The sequence below is a fragment of the Stenotrophomonas sp. CC22-02 genome (assembly GCF_004365115.1).
Lineage (GTDB): Bacteria > Pseudomonadota > Gammaproteobacteria > Xanthomonadales > Xanthomonadaceae > Stenotrophomonas > Stenotrophomonas forensis.
This window is the reverse complement of the sequence record NZ_SOCO01000001.1, coordinates 15,386-29,762: the sequence shown is the minus strand read 5'-3', so window position 1 is coordinate 29,762 and position 14,377 is coordinate 15,386. Positions and strand designations below refer to the sequence as shown.

Annotated in this window: 18 protein-coding genes; 9 read left to right on the top strand and 9 right to left on the bottom strand. The window is 67.6% G+C overall.

From position 1 onward, the window contains the following. Positions 1–38 precede the first annotated feature (38 nt). Positions 39–302, top strand: a complete 264-nt coding sequence (locus tag N440_RS00150) for a hypothetical protein (protein ID WP_133933698.1) — start codon at positions 39–41, stop codon at positions 300–302. Between the two features lie 67 nt (positions 303–369). Here N440_RS00150 and N440_RS00145 read toward each other — a convergent pair whose 3' ends face one another. Continuing rightward, entirely contained in the window at positions 370–663 is a 294-nt protein-coding gene (locus N440_RS00145; RefSeq protein WP_133933697.1) for a DUF3247 family protein, read from the bottom strand. A 43-nt stretch (positions 664–706) separates the two neighbouring features. Then, positions 707–2,692: an ATP-binding protein gene (locus tag N440_RS00140; RefSeq protein WP_243831265.1), complete on the bottom strand. Its 1,986-nt coding sequence runs from the start codon at positions 2,690–2,692 to the stop codon at positions 707–709. Positions 2,693–2,939: 247 nt separating this feature from the next. Here N440_RS00140 and N440_RS00135 point away from each other — a divergent pair, with 247 nt between their 5' ends. After that, complete coding sequence (locus tag N440_RS00135) at positions 2,940–3,506, top strand: DUF3016 domain-containing protein (RefSeq protein WP_133933696.1); 567 nt, start codon at positions 2,940–2,942, stop codon at positions 3,504–3,506. Positions 3,507–3,604: 98 nt separating this feature from the next. Here the strand turns inward: N440_RS00135 and alr are convergent, their stop codons facing one another. Both alr and N440_RS00125 read right to left on the bottom strand, forming a co-directional pair. Next, positions 3,605–4,675, bottom strand: coding sequence for an alanine racemase (gene alr / locus N440_RS00130; protein ID WP_133933695.1), 1,071 nt, complete (start codon positions 4,673–4,675; stop codon positions 3,605–3,607). Next, positions 4,654–5,958, bottom strand: a complete 1,305-nt coding sequence (locus N440_RS00125) for a D-amino acid dehydrogenase (RefSeq protein ID WP_133933694.1) — start codon at positions 5,956–5,958, stop codon at positions 4,654–4,656. Before N440_RS00125 ends, alr begins: the two co-directional genes overlap by 22 nt. Positions 5,959–6,107: 149 nt before the next feature. Between N440_RS00125 and N440_RS00120 the strand changes: the two genes are divergently transcribed. Then, positions 6,108–6,587: an Lrp/AsnC ligand binding domain-containing protein gene (locus tag N440_RS00120; protein ID WP_004140558.1), complete on the top strand. Its 480-nt coding sequence runs from the start codon at positions 6,108–6,110 to the stop codon at positions 6,585–6,587. A gap of 55 nt (positions 6,588–6,642) precedes the next feature. Here the strand turns inward: N440_RS00120 and N440_RS00115 are convergent, their stop codons facing one another. Further along, positions 6,643–6,801: a lana protein gene (locus N440_RS00115; protein WP_133933693.1), complete on the bottom strand. Its 159-nt coding sequence runs from the start codon at positions 6,799–6,801 to the stop codon at positions 6,643–6,645. Between the two features lie 148 nt (positions 6,802–6,949). After that, positions 6,950–7,321 carry a classical arabinogalactan protein 4 gene (locus tag N440_RS00110; protein ID WP_133933692.1) on the bottom strand — a complete coding sequence of 124 codons (372 nt, stop codon included), beginning with the start codon at positions 7,319–7,321 and terminating at the stop codon, positions 6,950–6,952. 138 nt (positions 7,322–7,459) lie between these two features. Between N440_RS00110 and msrB the strand changes: the two genes are divergently transcribed. The 5 genes from msrB to N440_RS00085 all read left to right on the top strand — a co-directional run bounded on the left by msrB (position 7,460) and on the right by N440_RS00085 (position 10,746). Further along, entirely contained in the window at positions 7,460–7,927 is a 468-nt protein-coding gene (gene msrB, locus N440_RS00105) for a peptide-methionine (R)-S-oxide reductase MsrB (protein ID WP_004153995.1), read from the top strand. A 91-nt stretch (positions 7,928–8,018) separates the two neighbouring features. Further along, entirely contained in the window at positions 8,019–8,873 is an 855-nt protein-coding gene (gene motA, locus N440_RS00100) for a flagellar motor stator protein MotA (RefSeq protein WP_008264562.1), read from the top strand. A 3-nt stretch (positions 8,874–8,876) separates the two neighbouring features. After that, on the top strand, positions 8,877–9,839 hold the full coding sequence (gene motB / locus N440_RS00095) for a flagellar motor protein MotB (protein WP_133933691.1): 963 nt from the start codon (positions 8,877–8,879) through the stop codon (positions 9,837–9,839). A gap of 129 nt (positions 9,840–9,968) precedes the next feature. After that, a complete protein-coding gene (locus N440_RS00090) occupies positions 9,969–10,457 on the top strand; it encodes a hypothetical protein (RefSeq protein ID WP_133933690.1) in 489 nt (162 codons plus the stop codon). 13 nt (positions 10,458–10,470) lie between these two features. After that, a complete protein-coding gene (locus tag N440_RS00085) occupies positions 10,471–10,746 on the top strand; it encodes a DUF4031 domain-containing protein (protein ID WP_004153991.1) in 276 nt (91 codons plus the stop codon). Positions 10,747–10,868: 122 nt separating this feature from the next. On the opposite strand, the gene N440_RS00080 is transcribed toward N440_RS00085, so the two are convergent. After that, positions 10,869–11,411, bottom strand: coding sequence for a hypothetical protein (locus N440_RS00080; RefSeq protein WP_133933689.1), 543 nt, complete (start codon positions 11,409–11,411; stop codon positions 10,869–10,871). A gap of 90 nt (positions 11,412–11,501) precedes the next feature. On the opposite strand from N440_RS00080, the gene N440_RS00075 reads away from it, so the two are divergent. Then, positions 11,502–11,750, top strand: coding sequence for a DUF3297 family protein (locus N440_RS00075; protein WP_012509930.1), 249 nt, complete (start codon positions 11,502–11,504; stop codon positions 11,748–11,750). Positions 11,751–11,798: 48 nt separating this feature from the next. Here N440_RS00075 and N440_RS00070 read toward each other — a convergent pair whose 3' ends face one another. Both N440_RS00070 and N440_RS00065 read right to left on the bottom strand, forming a co-directional pair. Then, the gene (locus N440_RS00070; RefSeq protein WP_049456359.1) at positions 11,799–13,448 is read right to left on the bottom strand and encodes a Na+/H+ antiporter; all 1,650 of its coding nucleotides are present in this window, start codon (positions 13,446–13,448) and stop codon (positions 11,799–11,801) included. Positions 13,449–13,565: 117 nt separating this feature from the next. After that, positions 13,566–14,354 (bottom strand): class III extradiol ring-cleavage dioxygenase, encoded by a 789-nt coding sequence (locus N440_RS00065; RefSeq protein ID WP_133933688.1) that lies wholly within the window; start codon positions 14,352–14,354, stop codon positions 13,566–13,568. Between the last annotated feature and the right edge of the window lie 23 nt (positions 14,355–14,377).

The window sequence follows — 14,377 nt, the reverse complement described above, 5'->3', positions numbered from 1 at the left end:
CAGGGTAGAGGCTCCCCCGCAAACCCAGGAGAACCTGCATGCGAGCCTTGTTCGTCGGTGGCGTGGTCGACAACAATGAAATGGACCTGGAAGGCAGCCATCCGCCCGTGCACTACCCCGAGGACACCGGCGGCGGCCACTCGCGCTACCGGCTGCACCAGGTCGGCCATGGCGCCGACGGCAGTGTGGCCTATGCGGTGTACGGCGCGCCCGACCTGGCCGATGAAGAAGTGGCCCGGGTGGCGGAAGAACGCGCCTATGCGCGCCGGTTCGAGGCGACGCCGACACTGTTCGAGCATTGACATCCGTGTAGCGCCCGGGCCCATGCTCGGGCGGTAGCGCCGAGCGAGGGCTCGGCGCTGCACCGGATCAGGGCGCCCTGGGTGGCAGACGGTCGACGCTGGCGATCTCATCCAGCCAGACGTGGTGCTGCTGCACCGGCGTGTCGTAGTCATCCAGGCGCAGCTGGCCATTGCTGCCTTCATCGCCAGCATCGTTGCGGTACTGCTGGAGCGTGGGTTTCACCGCCACGGTACCCAGCAGGCGGCGACCGTCATGCAGGGTCAGCTGCACCTGCGTCTCACCTTCCAGCTGTGGCAACAGGGCTTCCAGGCGCGCGATCTGCGCCGGATCGGTATGGATGCGGGGAGCTATGCGGGACATCGGCGACCTCCTGCATGCAGGGTCGCCGATCGGCCGTGAATGCTCAGTGCAGCGCGCTGTCTGCGCGTGGCACCTGCACCTTGCGCACGGCAGCCACCAGCTGCGCCACCGAATAGGGCTTGGCCACGTGTTCCTGGAAGCCTGACGCCAGGGCACGGCGGCGGTCATCGGCGCGCGCCAGCGCGGTCACCGCCACCGCCGGCAGGGTCGCCGCATCCACGCCCATGTCCTCGCGCAGCGTGCGCACCAGGCCATAGCCATCCATGCCCGGCATGCCGATGTCGGTCAGCATCACGTGGTATTGCAGGTGGCCGGTATCGGCCAGCAGCGCCAGCGCCTCGCCGGCCGAGCTGGCCGCGGAGACACTGGCGCCCTGCTCTTCCAGCATGCGCCGCAGGTACTCCAGCACTTCCGGCTGGTCTTCCACCGCCAGCACGTGCATGCCGCGCAGCGGATACGGCTCGACGATCACCGGCTCCAGGATCGGCCCGCTGATCACTTCGCGCAGGGGACGGCGCTCGGCATCGGGAATGTGCTGCGGCAACCGCACGGTGAAGGTGGCGCCGTGGCCGTGGCCTTCGCTGGCAGCGGTCACGGTGCCGCCATGCAGCTCGACCAGCTGCTGCACGATCGCCAGGCCCAGGCCCAGGCCACCGTAGCGGCGCGTGGTGGTGCCATCGGCCTGGCGGAAACGGCTGAACAGGTGATGGAGGAACTCAGGCGCAATGCCGTCGCCGGTGTCATGCACGGTGATCACCCAGTGGTTGCCGTCGGCCTGCAGCTGCAGATCGATGCGGCCTTCGGCCGGGGTGAACTTGATGGCGTTGGAGAGCAGGTTCCACAGCACCTGCTGCAGGCGGGTGGCATCGCCCAGCACCAGGCTGGGCTGCTCGGGCAGCTGCAGGTGGACGTCCAGCGCCTTGCCTTCGGCCACCAGTTCCTGTGCGCCGATGGCTTCGCCCAGCAGCAGATTGAGGTCCAGCACTTCCACTTCCAGCTGCACCTTGCCCAGCAGCATGCTGCTGAGGTCGAGCATGTCCGAGATCAGCCGCTTCTGCGCACCGGCGCTGTTGGCGATCACGTTCAGGCCCTTGTACAGCGGGCTGGTGTTGTCCACGCGCTGCAGCAGCAACTCGCTCCAGCCCAGGATGGTGGTCAGCGGCGTGCGCAGCTCGTGCGACAGCGTGGCCAGGAATTCGTCCTTCAGCCGCGCCATGTTTTCCGCGGCACTGCGCGCGGCGCGCTCGGACTGCAGCAGTTCCTCGCGGGCCAGCTCGATCTCGCGGCGTTCGGTCACGTCCGGGCTGCTGCCGGCCAGGCCGATGAAACGGCCCATCCGCGAAAAGCGCGGCCGGGCGTTCATCTCCAGCCAGCGCCACTGGCCATCGGCGCGACGCGCACGTACCAGGGCATGCATGGAACGCTGCGCCTTCAGCGCCTCCTGCAGTTCGTACTCGAACACCGAGGCGTCATCCGGATGGACCAGGCCACGCCACACGTCTTCCGGCACGCGCGTCTCGTCACCACCGAAGAACTCACTGAAGGCACTGTTGACGAAACGGGCGTGGCCGCGCTCGTCCAGCACCCACACCGGCATCGGCAGGCCATCGGCCAGCGCGCTGAAGCGGGCTTCGCTCTCGCCCAGTTCCACTTCCATCTGCTTGCGCGCGGTGATGTCGAAGAACAGGATGCCGACCTTGTCTTCGCCCGGCCGGCCCACGCGCACCGCATCAACGGCGAACGAACGGCCCAGCGCGCGAGCCTCCATCTCGAACTGCGCCGGGCGGCCGCTGCGGGCGACCTCGCCGTAGATGCGGAACCAGTCTTCCTCGTGGTTCGGCTCCAGCAGGCTCATGCGCTGGCCGCGTACGTCTTTCAGCCCGGTATGGCGCTCGAAGGCGTCGTTGACCTCGATGAAGCGATAGTCGACCGCACGATCGCCCTCGAACAGCACCTGGATCACGCAGAAGCCGGCGTTGATGCGCTCAAGCACGCCATGATGCAGGTCGGGTTCGGGCGCCGGCACCATCAACGGTGGGCGCTCCACTAGGGGCGGCAGTGTGGACAAGGGCGTCTGGACGGGCCTGATTGGAGACACAGCATCTTCCAGAGAGCGTATTCACAGCGTCAAGCGCCGTCAGTCAGGGTTGACGACGATGAATTGGCGGCAACCGCTCTTGCGCATAACGCGATCGGCCGTTGCGGTGGCCCGGAAGCGGGATCACACTCGATCCATAGACAGAACCGTCCCCATCGAAGGGGCGCAGGAGACCGTCATGAACCGCACATTGGCCACCGCCCTGCTGCTGGCAGGCGCCCTCATGGCCGGCGCCGCGAACGCCGCGCCGCGTACCGTCACCGATCCGCAGGCCCCGCGCGCACTGCAGGCCGATGGCCCGGTCAGCGTGAAGTGGGACGATCCGGCCGGTTTCACCGAACTCCGCCGCAGCACCAACCGCTTCGAAGCCGAACGTGGCGACTGGGTGCAGCAGCTGGCCCGATACGTACAGACCACGGCGGCCAAGCCGCTGCAGTCCGGGCAGACCCTGGACGTGACCCTGGTCGACATCAAGCGTGCTGGCGACTATGAGCCCTGGCACGGCCCGCGCGGCAGCGACATCCGGATCATGCGCGACATCTATCCGCCGCGGATCACCCTGCAGTACACGCTGAAGGATGCCAGCGGCCGCATCGTCGACGAGGGCGAAGCCAAGCTGAGCGACAGCGGCTACCTGCACAACCTGGGGCTGAGGAGCGAAAGCGATCCGCTGCGTTACGAGAAGCGCCTGATCGATGATTGGGTGAAGCGTCAGCTGACCAGCCAGGCGACCGCAGCGCGGTAATACCGCGCCGCGCTTGGCTCTGGCAGGTGTCGACCCTGGTCGACACGCATTCACCGCGCCAGGCATCCAGATAGTGCCGGCCGCTGGCCGGCATCACCTCAGTCCTGATATACGCGCGCCACGCGCTTGACCGCACACGGCAGCTGATAGGCACTTACGCCACATCGTGGTGCCAGTTCGGACAACGTCGGCGCGGTACCCCACAGTTCCACGACACTGCCGATCCCTGCCTGCGGATGCGCGGTCAGGTCCACGGTCAACATGTCCATCGACACGCGCCCGATCAGGCCACCGGGCTGGCCGTCGATCAGCACCGGGGTACCGTTCGGGGCGAACTGCGGATACCCGTCGGCGTAACCCAGCGCGACCACACCCACGCGGGTGCGCGACTTCGCCACGAAGCGGGCGCCATAGCCCACCGGTTCACCGGCCTCTATCCAGCGCTCGGCGATCACCTTCGACTGCATGGTCATCACCGGGCGCAGCCGCGCAGTGATCTCCGAGGCCTCCGGCAGCGGGTTGGCGCCGTACAGCATCAGGCCCGGGCGCACCCAGTCGCTGCGCACATCCGGCCAGCCCAGCAGCGCCGGCGAATTGCACACGCTGGTCTCGCCGGACAGGCCGTCGATGGCGCGGGCGAAGGTCGCGGCCTGTTCGTGGGTGCGCTCGCTGTCCAGCTCGTCGGCACGCGCCAGATGGGTCATCAGCACGATGTGCTCGACCTGCGGCAGCGCCGACAGGCGTGCATGCGCGGCGCGGAAGCTGTCCACATCCAGGCCGAGGCGATGCATGCCGCTGTCCAGCTTCAGCCACACCGTCAACGGGCGCGGGCTGTCGAAGGCAACCAATGCCTCCAGCTGCCACGATGAGCCCACCGCGAACCAGAAATCATGCTCGGCCACCAGCGCCATGTCGCTGGGTTCGAAGATGCCTTCCAGCAGCAGGATCGGCGCGCGGATGCCGGCCTGGCGCAGTTCCAGCGCCTCTTCGATGGTGGCCACGCCGAAGCCATCGGCCTCGCCTTCCAGCGCCTGGGCACAGCGCACCGCGCCATGGCCATACGCATCGGCCTTGATGATCGCCAGGGCCTTGCCACCGCCCAGTTCACGGGCGAGACGGTAGTTGCTGCGCAGAGCGCCCAGATCGATCAGCGCGCGGGCAGGACGCATGTGCGGTTCTCGTGTTGCGGCGCGTGACCGTACTGGCCATAGCGGAAAATATCCAGGCCTTCAGTGCTGATCTGCGGCTGGCGCGCGCTCATCAGGTCGGCCAGGTAGCGGCCCGAGCCGCAGGCCATGGTCCAGCCCAGGGTGCCGTGGCCGGTATTGAGGTACAGGTTACGGAACGGGGTGGCGCCGATCACCGGCGTACCGTCCGGCGTGGCCGGGCGCAGGCCGGTCCAGAACTGCGCACGCGACAGGTCGCCGCCCTTCGGGTACAGGTCGCTGACCACCAGCTCCAGGGTTTCGCGACGGCGCTGCGACAGCGACAGGTCGAAGCCTGCAACCTCGGCCATGCCACCAACGCGGATGCGGTCGTCGAAACGGGTCACCGCCACCTTGTAGCTCTCATCAAGGATGGTCGAGGTGGGCGCCATCGCCGGATCGGTGATCGGCAGGGTCAGCGAGTAGCCCTTCAGCGGGTACACCGGCAGGCGCATGCCCAGCGGTGCCACCAGCGCGGGCGAGTAGCTGCCCAGCGCGACCACGAAGCGGTCGGCGGTTTCCAGCGTGCCGCCGATGCGCACGCCGCTGATGCGGTCGCCCTCCAACGCCAGTCCGGTGATGTCCTGGTCGAAACGGAACTCGACGCCGGCATCCACGCACATCTGCGCCAGGCGGCGGGTGAACAGCTGGCAGTCGCCGGTCTGGTCACGCGGCAGGCGCAGCGCGCCGACCAGGCCATCGACATGGGCCAGGGCCGGTTCGGCCTGGATGATGCCGGCGCGGTCCAGCACTTCGTACGGCACGCCGTACTGGGCGAGGATCTCGATATCCTGCGCCGAGGCATCCAGCTGCTGCTGGGTGCGGAACAGCTGGGTGGTGCCCAGGTCACGCCCCTCGAACTCGATGCCGATCTGCGCGCGCAGCTCGTTCAGGCAGTCGCGGCTGTACTCGGACATGCGCACCATGCGCGCCTTGTTGATCGCGTAGCGCTCATGGGTGCAGTTGCGCAGCATCTGCCACAGCCAGCGGTACTGGGCCAGGTCCATGCCCGGCTTGATCGCCAGCGGCGCGTGCTTCTCGAACAGCCAGCCGATCGCCTTCTTCGGCACGCCCGGCGCTGCCCACGGCGAGGTGTAGCCGAACGACAGCTGCCCGGCATTGGCGAAGCTGGTTTCCAGCGCCGGACCGGGTTGGCGGTCGATGACCGTGACTTCAAACCCGGCCTGTCGCAGGTACCAGGCACTGGTGGTGCCGATCACGCCGCTGCCGAGAACTAGGACTCGCATGGGACTTCTCCAACCCGATCATTCCCTGCACTGGAGCGTGCCGGGACCATAATTGGGGAAGTATAGACAGCCAATACCAGTTGATTTGCCTGATTTGAAATCAACCGGCAGGATGTTCTCCTGCAATTCATTCCCCAAGGTTGACGGCCATGGCCACCCGTACCCGCGAACTGGACAAGATCGACCGCAAGATCCTGCGCATCCTGCAGGCCGAGGGCCGCATTTCCTTCACCGAACTGGGTGAGCGGGTCGGCCTGTCCACCACCCCGTGCACCGAGCGCGTGCGCCGGCTGGAACGCGAAGCGGTGATCACCGGCTACCACGCCCACCTCGACCCGGCGGCGGTGAAGGCCAGCCTGCTGGTGTTCGTGGAGATCAGCCTGGCCTACAAGTCCGGTGACATCTTCGAGGAATTCCGGCGTGCGGCGCTGAAGCTGCCCAACGTGCTGGAGTGCCACCTGGTGTCGGGCGACTTCGATTACCTGCTGAAGGCGCGGATCAGCGAGATGGCCTCCTACCGCAAGCTGCTTGGCAGCACGTTGCTGACCCTGCCGCATGTGCGCGAATCGAAGAGCTACATCGTGATGGAAGAAGTGAAGGAGACGCTGAGCCTGCCGATTCCGGACTGAGGGCTCAACGCGGTTGGGGCCAGAGCCCGCAATGCGGGATCCGACCCCGGGCCCGTCAGCGCTGCTGAGGGTGCTTCTGCGAGCGCTGCTCCTGCTGCTTGCCGCCCTTGTGCGGCTGCTGCTGATCCATCTGCTGCTGTTGTTGTTGCTGTTGCTGCTGCGGGTTGCGGCCCTGCGGTTCCTTGCCGGGATGACGGTTCTGCTGGTTTTTCATGATCGCGATCCAATGACGAAGGACATGCGACGACGGGATGCCGGCGCACCGCCAAAGTGGTCCCGCAACGGTTAATCGCAGGCGAAAAAGCAGTGATCCGCACGCGGTTGTTTTCGTGCGTTCAGCCACTCCGCCGTGCAGCGCGGCGCTAGCGGATCTGCTGGCCGTCGCCCTGCGGCACGCTGTCGTAATAGCGGCCGGTACGCGAATCGAAGACACGATTGGGACCGGCCGGGCGCACACCGGGGACGATGCGGCCGTTGCGGTCGTAGACCTTGTCGGCCGGCTTCGGCGCCGGTGCCGGGGCAACCTGGGCCGGGCCGGTGGACCGGATCGGCTGCGCCGGCTGCGGTGACGGCAGCACCTGGGGCTGCGGGCGGGCCGCTTGCGGCGGCGGCACCACCGGCGCAGGTGCCACGGTGGTGGTGCTGCGGGTAGCGGTCGGATCGGCGGTCGGTACCTGGGCCAGCGCCAGCGCGGGCAGCAGGGCGATCAGCAGCAGGGAAGAGTTCGGTTTCATGGCACGCTCCGGCGTGGATCGTGTTCACCTTGCGCCTGCCCCTGTGTGCCGGCCATGAACGGCCATCACACTTGCAAGGCCTCGCCGCCACCCCCATTTCCGCAGGCATCCCCAGGCCATCACCCACGGAGAGCCGGCATGACTGCCTTCGACCTGACGCCCCCCACCGCCACCCAGACCGAGGCGCTGATTGCCGGCCTCAGCAGCGAGGAGCGCCGCGTGCTGCTGCAGCACGGCACCGAAGCGCCGTTCTGCGGGGTCTTCCTCGACAACAAGCGCGAGGGCGTCTACTGCTGCCGGCTGTGCGCGCTGCCGCTGTTCCGCTCCAGCACCAAGTTCGATTCCGGCACCGGCTGGCCCAGTTTCTTCGCCCCGTTCGACCCGGCGCATGTGCGCGAGATCCGCGATACCAGCCACGGCATGGTCCGCACCGAGATCACCTGCGCCCGCTGTGGCAGCCATCTGGGCCATGTGTTCCCGGACGGCCCGCCGCCCACCTACGAGCGCCACTGCCTGAACTCGGTCTCACTTTCGTTCACCGGCAATGGCGAGCCGTGGCCTGATCCGCTGCGGCGTGGCGGTGCGGAGGCCGGTGTGGCGGGCTGAAACACCCCGCCGACCGATTTCACAGAATTCCCTCTTCAGAAAACCAGGTGATGGGCCGACAAGGAGATATCCCCGCTCCTTGCGTCGCGCCATGCTCATCATCGTTGGATTCCTGGTCGTCATCATCAGCGTGCTGGGCGGCTACCTCGGCGCACACGGTCGGCTGGGGGCGCTGTGGCAACCCTACGAGCTGGTCATCATCGGCGGTGCCGCACTGGGCGCGTTCCTGGTCGGCACCCCGGCCAAGACGGTCAAGCAGACCCTGCAGGCCATGGTCGGCGTGTTCAAGGGCCCGCGTTACAAGCAGCAGGACTACATCGATGTGCTCAGCCTGCTGTACGAACTGCTCAACAAGGCGCGCCGCGAAGGCTTCATGGCGCTGGAAGACCATGTCGAGCGTCCGGCCGAAAGCGCGCTGTTCGGCAACTACCCCAAGGTGCAGGCCGACCACCACCTGATCGACTTCATCACCGACTGCCTGCGCCTGATGATCGGCAGCAACATCGAGCCACACGAGCTGGAGCCGCTGCTGGAACTGGAGCTGGAAAAGCACCATGCCGAGGCCATGGCGCCGTCGCAGGTGCTGACCAAGGTCGCCGACGGACTGCCCGGTTTCGGCATCGTCGCCGCGGTGCTGGGCATCGTCATCACCATGGGCTCGATCGGTGGTGACATCGTCGAGGTCGGCGGCCACGTGGCCGGCGCACTGGTCGGCACCTTCCTTGGCATCCTGCTGGGCTACGGCTTCGTCGGCCCGATGGCGGCGGCGATGGAAGCCCGTGCCGAGCAGGACAGCCGCATCTACGAGTCGGTGAAGACGGCCCTGCTGGCCTGCCTGCGCGGCTACAACCCGAAGATCGCGCTGGAATTCGCCCGCAAGACGCTGCCGTCGAACGTGCGCCCGGCCTTCTCCGATTTCGAGCAGCACCTGAAGACGGTCAAGTAAGCCATGGCCGAGACCAAGCCCACCGTCATCGTCCGCCGGGTCAAGAAGGGCGGCCACGCCGCCCACCACGGCGGCTCGTGGAAGGTGGCCTATGCCGACTTCGTGACCGCGATGATGGCCTTCTTCCTGGTGCTGTGGCTGATGGCCAGCACCAGCAAGCCCGAGCGCGCGGCCATTTCCGAGTACTTCCGCAACCCCAGCCCGCTCAGCGGCAAGAGCGCCACCCCCGCCCCCGGCATGGCCGGCCCGGGCGGTGCCAGCACCTCGATGATCAAGCTGGGCGGCGCCACCGACGTCTCCCGCGGCAACAGCAACGACCCCTTCCAGAACCAGAAGGAGGCGGTGCCGCAGCCGGTGGACCAGCAGCAGCGGGACAAGCAGCAGCTCGAGCAGCTGATGAAGGAACTGCAGGAGGCGATCAGCAGGAGCCAGGCGCTGGAGCCGTTCAAGGACCAGCTGCTGCTGGACCTGACCCCGGAAGGCCTGCGCATCCAGATCGTGGACAAGCAGAACCGGCCGATGTTCGACCTCGGCAGCGCCACGCTGAAACCGTACACGCAGCAGATCCTGCACGAGCTGGCCGAGTACCTGAACCACGTGCCGAACCGGATCAGCCTGACCGGGCATACCGACATCACCGCCTATTCGGCCGCACGCGGCTACGGCAACTGGGAACTGAGCGCCGACCGCGCCAACGCCGCGCGGCGTGCGCTGATCGATGGTGGCCTGGAGGACAGCAAGATCACCCGTGTGGTTGGCCTGTCCTCGTCGGTGCTGTTCGACAAGGCCGACCCGCAGAACCCGATCAACCGCCGCATCAGCATCGTGGTGATGACCCAGGCGGCCGAAGCCGCCGCGCTGGCCGGGGCCGGCCCACAGGTGGGGCTGTCGGCGCCCAGCGCCGACCCGGACGTGCAGGCCGCGCAGGGGCCGGCAGAACAATCTGTGCAGGGGCAAGCAGAATAAACTGTGGGTGCGGACCTTGGTCCGCACATCGGGCACAAAGCGTGCGGACCAAGGTCCGCACCCACCAGGAGCATCACCCGGCGCACCCGCTACAATGGCGGTCTTTCCGTATCCAGGTGACCCCACCTCATGTCCCAGAACTCCAAGGCCAAGCGCGACAAGCGCAAGAAGCAGCAGGGCAAGCGCCCGTTCCTCCGCCTGAACGCCCAGCAGCAGGTGCAGAACCACGCCGTGCTGACCAGCGAAGACGGCCAGGTGGTCGCCGCCATCGGCCTGCAGGGCCGCGAGTGGCTGCTGGCCATCGGCGGCCAGACCATGGGCAACGCCGAGAACCCGGTGCCGATGCTGGCCATGCTCAAGCACCTGGCCAACGTGCAGGAGAAGGAAGGCCGCAAGGTCAGCCTGGAATACTCCGAGCTGCTGCAGAAGCTGCTGGACACCCTGGCCGAAGAGTCCGGCCAGACTGCTGACGAGTACCTGGCCACGCTGGTTGCCGAGTTCGAAGGCGTCGAAGCCGCCGAGGGCGAGGAAGAGGCAGCCGTCGAGGGCGAGGTGACCGAAGAAGCCGCTGCCGAAGCGACCCCGGCCGCTGACAGCGACAGCAAGCCGCAGGCCTGAACCGGCCGCGGCGGTGACGGTCTACGTCGATGACGCGGTGCATCCCTGGCGCGGTCAGCGCTGGGCGCACCTGATGGCCGACACCCTGGCCGAGCTGCACGCGATGGCGGCGCAGCTCGGCATTCCGCCGCGGGCCTTCCAGAACAAGGCCAGCGGCGCCCACTACGATGTCACCGCCGAGCTGCGCGCACAGGCGATCGCGCTCGGTGCACGGGCCATTTCCCGGCATGCCGACCGCGAGCTGGTCAAGGCAGTGATCGCCAACGCCAGGGCGCAGTACCGGCCGTAGGCTGCGTTGGTGGCTACCACTTGCTGTGGTGGGTGCGGACCTTGGTCCGCACATCAGGCACAGGGCATGCCAACCAAGGTTGGCATCCACCCACAGGCGGGCTCCGCACCCACCTTCCCCGCTCAGAACGGGTCGCTGCCCAGCCGGATTTCCACGTTCAGCAGCGAGCACAGCGCCAGCATCGCGTCATCGTCACGGGTCAGCGCCATCACGCCGCTGAAGCCGTCGCTGCCGGCATCCACGCTCCACAGCGTGTAGTTGTGCTCGCGCAGGCGGTCGAAGGCGGTGGACATCAGCTGCACGCCGTCCAGGCCCTCGGCGAAGTCTTCATCGTCCAGGTCGCCGCCCCAGTCCAGCTGCAGGTTGAAGCGCGCCGACAGCTCGCTCACTGCCGACTGCAGCGATTCCAGATCGTCCCGCTCGACCTCGAAGCCGGACTGCCAGGCGATGGCCGTGAACAGCGCCGGCAGCCAGTCGCTGTCCGCTTCCAGCGGCTGGCCTTCCTCGGCCAGGTGCTCGCGCCAGCGGTTGAACTGCTGCAGCGCCAGCTCCTCATCGCCCGGGTTGATCAGCACCAGCAGGTTCCAGACCCGCGCCTCAAAATCGTCCTCATCGAAATCGTGGGCGTCTTCCTCGAAGTCGAAATAGTCGCTGTTGTCGGGCATGGCGGAACGTCCTCTGGGGCAGGCCGGCATTCTACGGTTTATCCTGTGCCGCTGAAGCCGGCCTTGGTGGCCGTCACTGTGAATGAAGCGATGAGCGATACCCCTCCCGACCACCTGGCGATCAATCCGGCCAGCCCCTTCCATGATGCGCAGGCGCTGGAGCGCGGCGTCGGCGTGCGTTTCAACGACGTCGAGCGCGACAACGTCGAGGAGTACTCGGTCAGCGAAGGCTGGATCCGCGTGCAGGCCGGCAAGGCCCGCGACCGCCGCGGCAACCCGATGACCATCAAGGTCAAGGGCAAGGTCGAGGCATATTTCCTGGAAACGAAGCCGGAATAAGACTGAAAGGTGTGCGGACCAAGGTCCGCACCCACCCGAGGTACACGGTCATTCGCGCTTGCGCGATTCCAGCAGGTCCAGGTTGCGGATCAGGCGCCGTGAGATCTCGTCGGAGATCACCCCGCGCCGGGTCAGCCGGAACAGTTCCTCGCGCTCGGCATTGAGGCCGGCGCTGCGCAGCTGGCGGTAGCCCAGTTCCATGCGCCGCACCTTGTCCGGGTCCACGTCGGGCCCGTCGGTGTCCTTTTCCAGGTGCCGCTGGTACAGCAGGCTCACCCGCGAGGCGGCGTCGTTGTACAGCTGCACGTTCTCGGTGTTCTGGTTCATCACCATCTGCTGGCGCATGCGTTCGACCCCGGCCAGCGCCGCTTTCGACGACAACCGGCGCGCCAGATCCTCTTCCTTGCGTTCGCCCGAATCGGCCGGCAGCTGCAGGCCCTTCAACAGCTGCGGCAGCGCGATGCTGGCGCCGAGCAGCGAGAACAGGATCACCGACGCGGCCAGGAAGATCACCAGGTCGCGGGCCGGGAACGCGCTGCCATCGGGCAGGAACAGCGGCAGGGTCAGCACACCGGCCAGGGTGATCGCACCGCGCACGCCGGCCACCGAGGTCGCGACCACGATGCGCCAGTTCGGCGCCTCGCCCCGCTCCAGGCCACGGCGGCGTGCGCGCAGCAGGTTCCAGCGCAGCGACAGCCACACCCACAGCAGGCGCAGCGTGATCAGCGCCAGGTTGATCACCACCACGTACACCAGCAGCCACCACGCACTCTGGTGGCCGCTCTCGTTCATGGTGGTGGTGGCGCGCTCGACGATGCCCGGCAGCTGCTCGCCCAGCAGCACGAACATGATGCCGTTGAAGCTGAACTGCAGCATGTTCCAGACCCCGGCACGCTGCACGCGCATGCTGCCGGAGACGCGGCCGGTCAGCTCCACGTAGCTCATCGCGATACCGGCGGCGACCGCGGCGAGGATGCCCGACGCATGGATCTCTTCGGCCAGCAGGTAGGCGGCGAAGGGGATCAGCAGGTTGACCAGCATCGCCGCGCCTGGCTCCTCGCCGAAACGGCGCCACAGCCAGCGCTGGAAGGTGGAGACGCCCAGGGTGACCGCCACGCCCACCGCCAGGCCGGCCACCGCCACCCACACGAAGGTCAGCGAAGCAGTGGCCAGCGAGAAGGTGCCGGTCATCACCGCCGCCACCGCGAAGCGGAAGCAGACCAGGCCGGACGCATCGTTGAGCAGCGACTCGCCTTCCAGGATGTGCATCAGGCGCTTGGGAATCGGCGCCTTGGAGGCGATCGCACCGACCGCCACCGGATCGGTGGGCGACACGATCGCCGCCAGCGCGAAGCACACCGCCAGCGGCATCACCGGGATCAGCCAGTGGATCAGGAACCCGGCGCCGATGACGGTGAACACCACCAGGCCGAACGCCAGTTCGAGGATCGCGCCCTTGTCGCGGAACAGGCCCTGCTTGGGAATGCGCCAACCATCGAGGAACAGCAGCGGCGGCAGGAACAGCAGGAAGAACACTTCCGGCTCCAGCGCGTGGCCGCGGTTGAACACCCCGGCGATCACCGCGCCCAGGCCGATCTGCACCAGTGGCAGCGGCAACGAGAACGGCAGGACGCGAACCAGGTAGCCGCTGGCGACAACGGCCACCAGCATCGCCAGAACGACTTCGATGGTATGCATGCTTCTTCCAGGAAGCGGCGCGCGGGGAGGCTCGGGAGCCAGCGCCGGAAACCCGGGAAAAACTACCACACGCCGCCGCGGCCGCGACCAACGGCGGCGCCGCGCGTCAGCCCCGGCTCATGCCCCGTCGAAGCGGTACAGGTCCATGGCCAGGAATCCGGCATCGATACCGGCATCGATGCGCTGGGCACCGAAGCCGCCCTCGCCTGCCGCGCCCATCGCGAAGAACAGCGGCAACAGGTGCTCGTCGGTCGGGTGCGCGCGTTCGGCGAACGGCGCCTGCCGGCGGTAGTCGAACAGGGCTTGGCGATCATCGGCGGCCAGGCGCTGCTCGACCCACTCGATGAAAGGCCGCACGTACGGCGCTTCCTTGCCGTCCTGGTAGTCGCCCCAGTCGTGCAGGTTGTGGGTGATGCTGCCCGAGCCGACCAGCAGCACGCCCTGCTCGCGCAGCGGCGCCAGCGCGCGGCCCAGCGCGAACTGGTGCTCGGGGCCGAGCAGCGGCTGGATCGACACCGGCACCACCGGGATATCGGCCTGCGGGCGCAGCAAGCGCAGCGGCACCCACGCGCCGTGATCGAGGCCGCGCTGCGGGTCGAGGGCCACCGGCAGCCCGGCAGCGGCGATGCGGCCGGCCACCTCTTCGGCCAGCGCCGGATCACCCGGCGCCGGGTACTGCAGTTCAAACAACGCGCGCGGGAAACCACCGAAGTCGTGGATCGTAGGCGGCTGCGGATGCGCACCGACCAGCGACTGCCGGCCCAGCCAGTGCGCCGAGGCCATCACGATGGCGCGCGGCGTCGGCAGGTCCTGCGCCAGCTCGGCCAGGCGCACGCCGACCTGGCCCGGATGCAGGGCGGTCATCGGCGAACCATGCGAGATGTACAACGAAGGCAGGCGGGACATGGAATTCTCCAGTTGCAGGGTCA

What these genes read in the sequence shown, in the direction of transcription:
- msrB (WP_004153995.1), top strand. Translation starts at nt 7,460, where the DNA reads ATGACTGCCTTCGACCTGACGCCCCCCACCGCCACCCAGACCGAGGCG.
- N440_RS00080 (WP_133933689.1), bottom strand. Translation starts at nt 11,411, where the DNA reads ATGCCCGACAACAGCGACTATTTCGACTTCGAGGAAGACGCCCACGAT.
- N440_RS00075 (WP_012509930.1), top strand. Translation starts at nt 11,502, where the DNA reads ATGAGCGATACCCCTCCCGACCACCTGGCGATCAATCCGGCCAGCCCC.
- N440_RS00150 (WP_133933698.1), top strand. Translation starts at nt 39, where the DNA reads ATGCGAGCCTTGTTCGTCGGTGGCGTGGTCGACAACAATGAAATGGAC.
- N440_RS00070 (WP_049456359.1), bottom strand. Translation starts at nt 13,448, where the DNA reads ATGCATACCATCGAAGTCGTTCTGGCGATGCTGGTGGCCGTTGTCGCC.
- N440_RS00090 (WP_133933690.1), top strand. Translation starts at nt 9,969, where the DNA reads ATGTCCCAGAACTCCAAGGCCAAGCGCGACAAGCGCAAGAAGCAGCAG.
- N440_RS00115 (WP_133933693.1), bottom strand. Translation starts at nt 6,801, where the DNA reads ATGAAAAACCAGCAGAACCGTCATCCCGGCAAGGAACCGCAGGGCCGC.
- motB (WP_133933691.1), top strand. Translation starts at nt 8,877, where the DNA reads ATGGCCGAGACCAAGCCCACCGTCATCGTCCGCCGGGTCAAGAAGGGC.
- N440_RS00140 (WP_243831265.1), bottom strand. Translation starts at nt 2,692, where the DNA reads ATGGTGCCGGCGCCCGAACCCGACCTGCATCATGGCGTGCTTGAGCGC.
- N440_RS00145 (WP_133933697.1), bottom strand. Translation starts at nt 663, where the DNA reads ATGTCCCGCATAGCTCCCCGCATCCATACCGATCCGGCGCAGATCGCG.
- N440_RS00125 (WP_133933694.1), bottom strand. Translation starts at nt 5,958, where the DNA reads ATGCGAGTCCTAGTTCTCGGCAGCGGCGTGATCGGCACCACCAGTGCC.
- N440_RS00065 (WP_133933688.1), bottom strand. Translation starts at nt 14,354, where the DNA reads ATGTCCCGCCTGCCTTCGTTGTACATCTCGCATGGTTCGCCGATGACC.
- N440_RS00135 (WP_133933696.1), top strand. Translation starts at nt 2,940, where the DNA reads ATGAACCGCACATTGGCCACCGCCCTGCTGCTGGCAGGCGCCCTCATG.
- N440_RS00110 (WP_133933692.1), bottom strand. Translation starts at nt 7,321, where the DNA reads ATGAAACCGAACTCTTCCCTGCTGCTGATCGCCCTGCTGCCCGCGCTG.
- motA (WP_008264562.1), top strand. Translation starts at nt 8,019, where the DNA reads ATGCTCATCATCGTTGGATTCCTGGTCGTCATCATCAGCGTGCTGGGC.
- N440_RS00120 (WP_004140558.1), top strand. Translation starts at nt 6,108, where the DNA reads ATGGCCACCCGTACCCGCGAACTGGACAAGATCGACCGCAAGATCCTG.
- alr (WP_133933695.1), bottom strand. Translation starts at nt 4,675, where the DNA reads ATGCGTCCTGCCCGCGCGCTGATCGATCTGGGCGCTCTGCGCAGCAAC.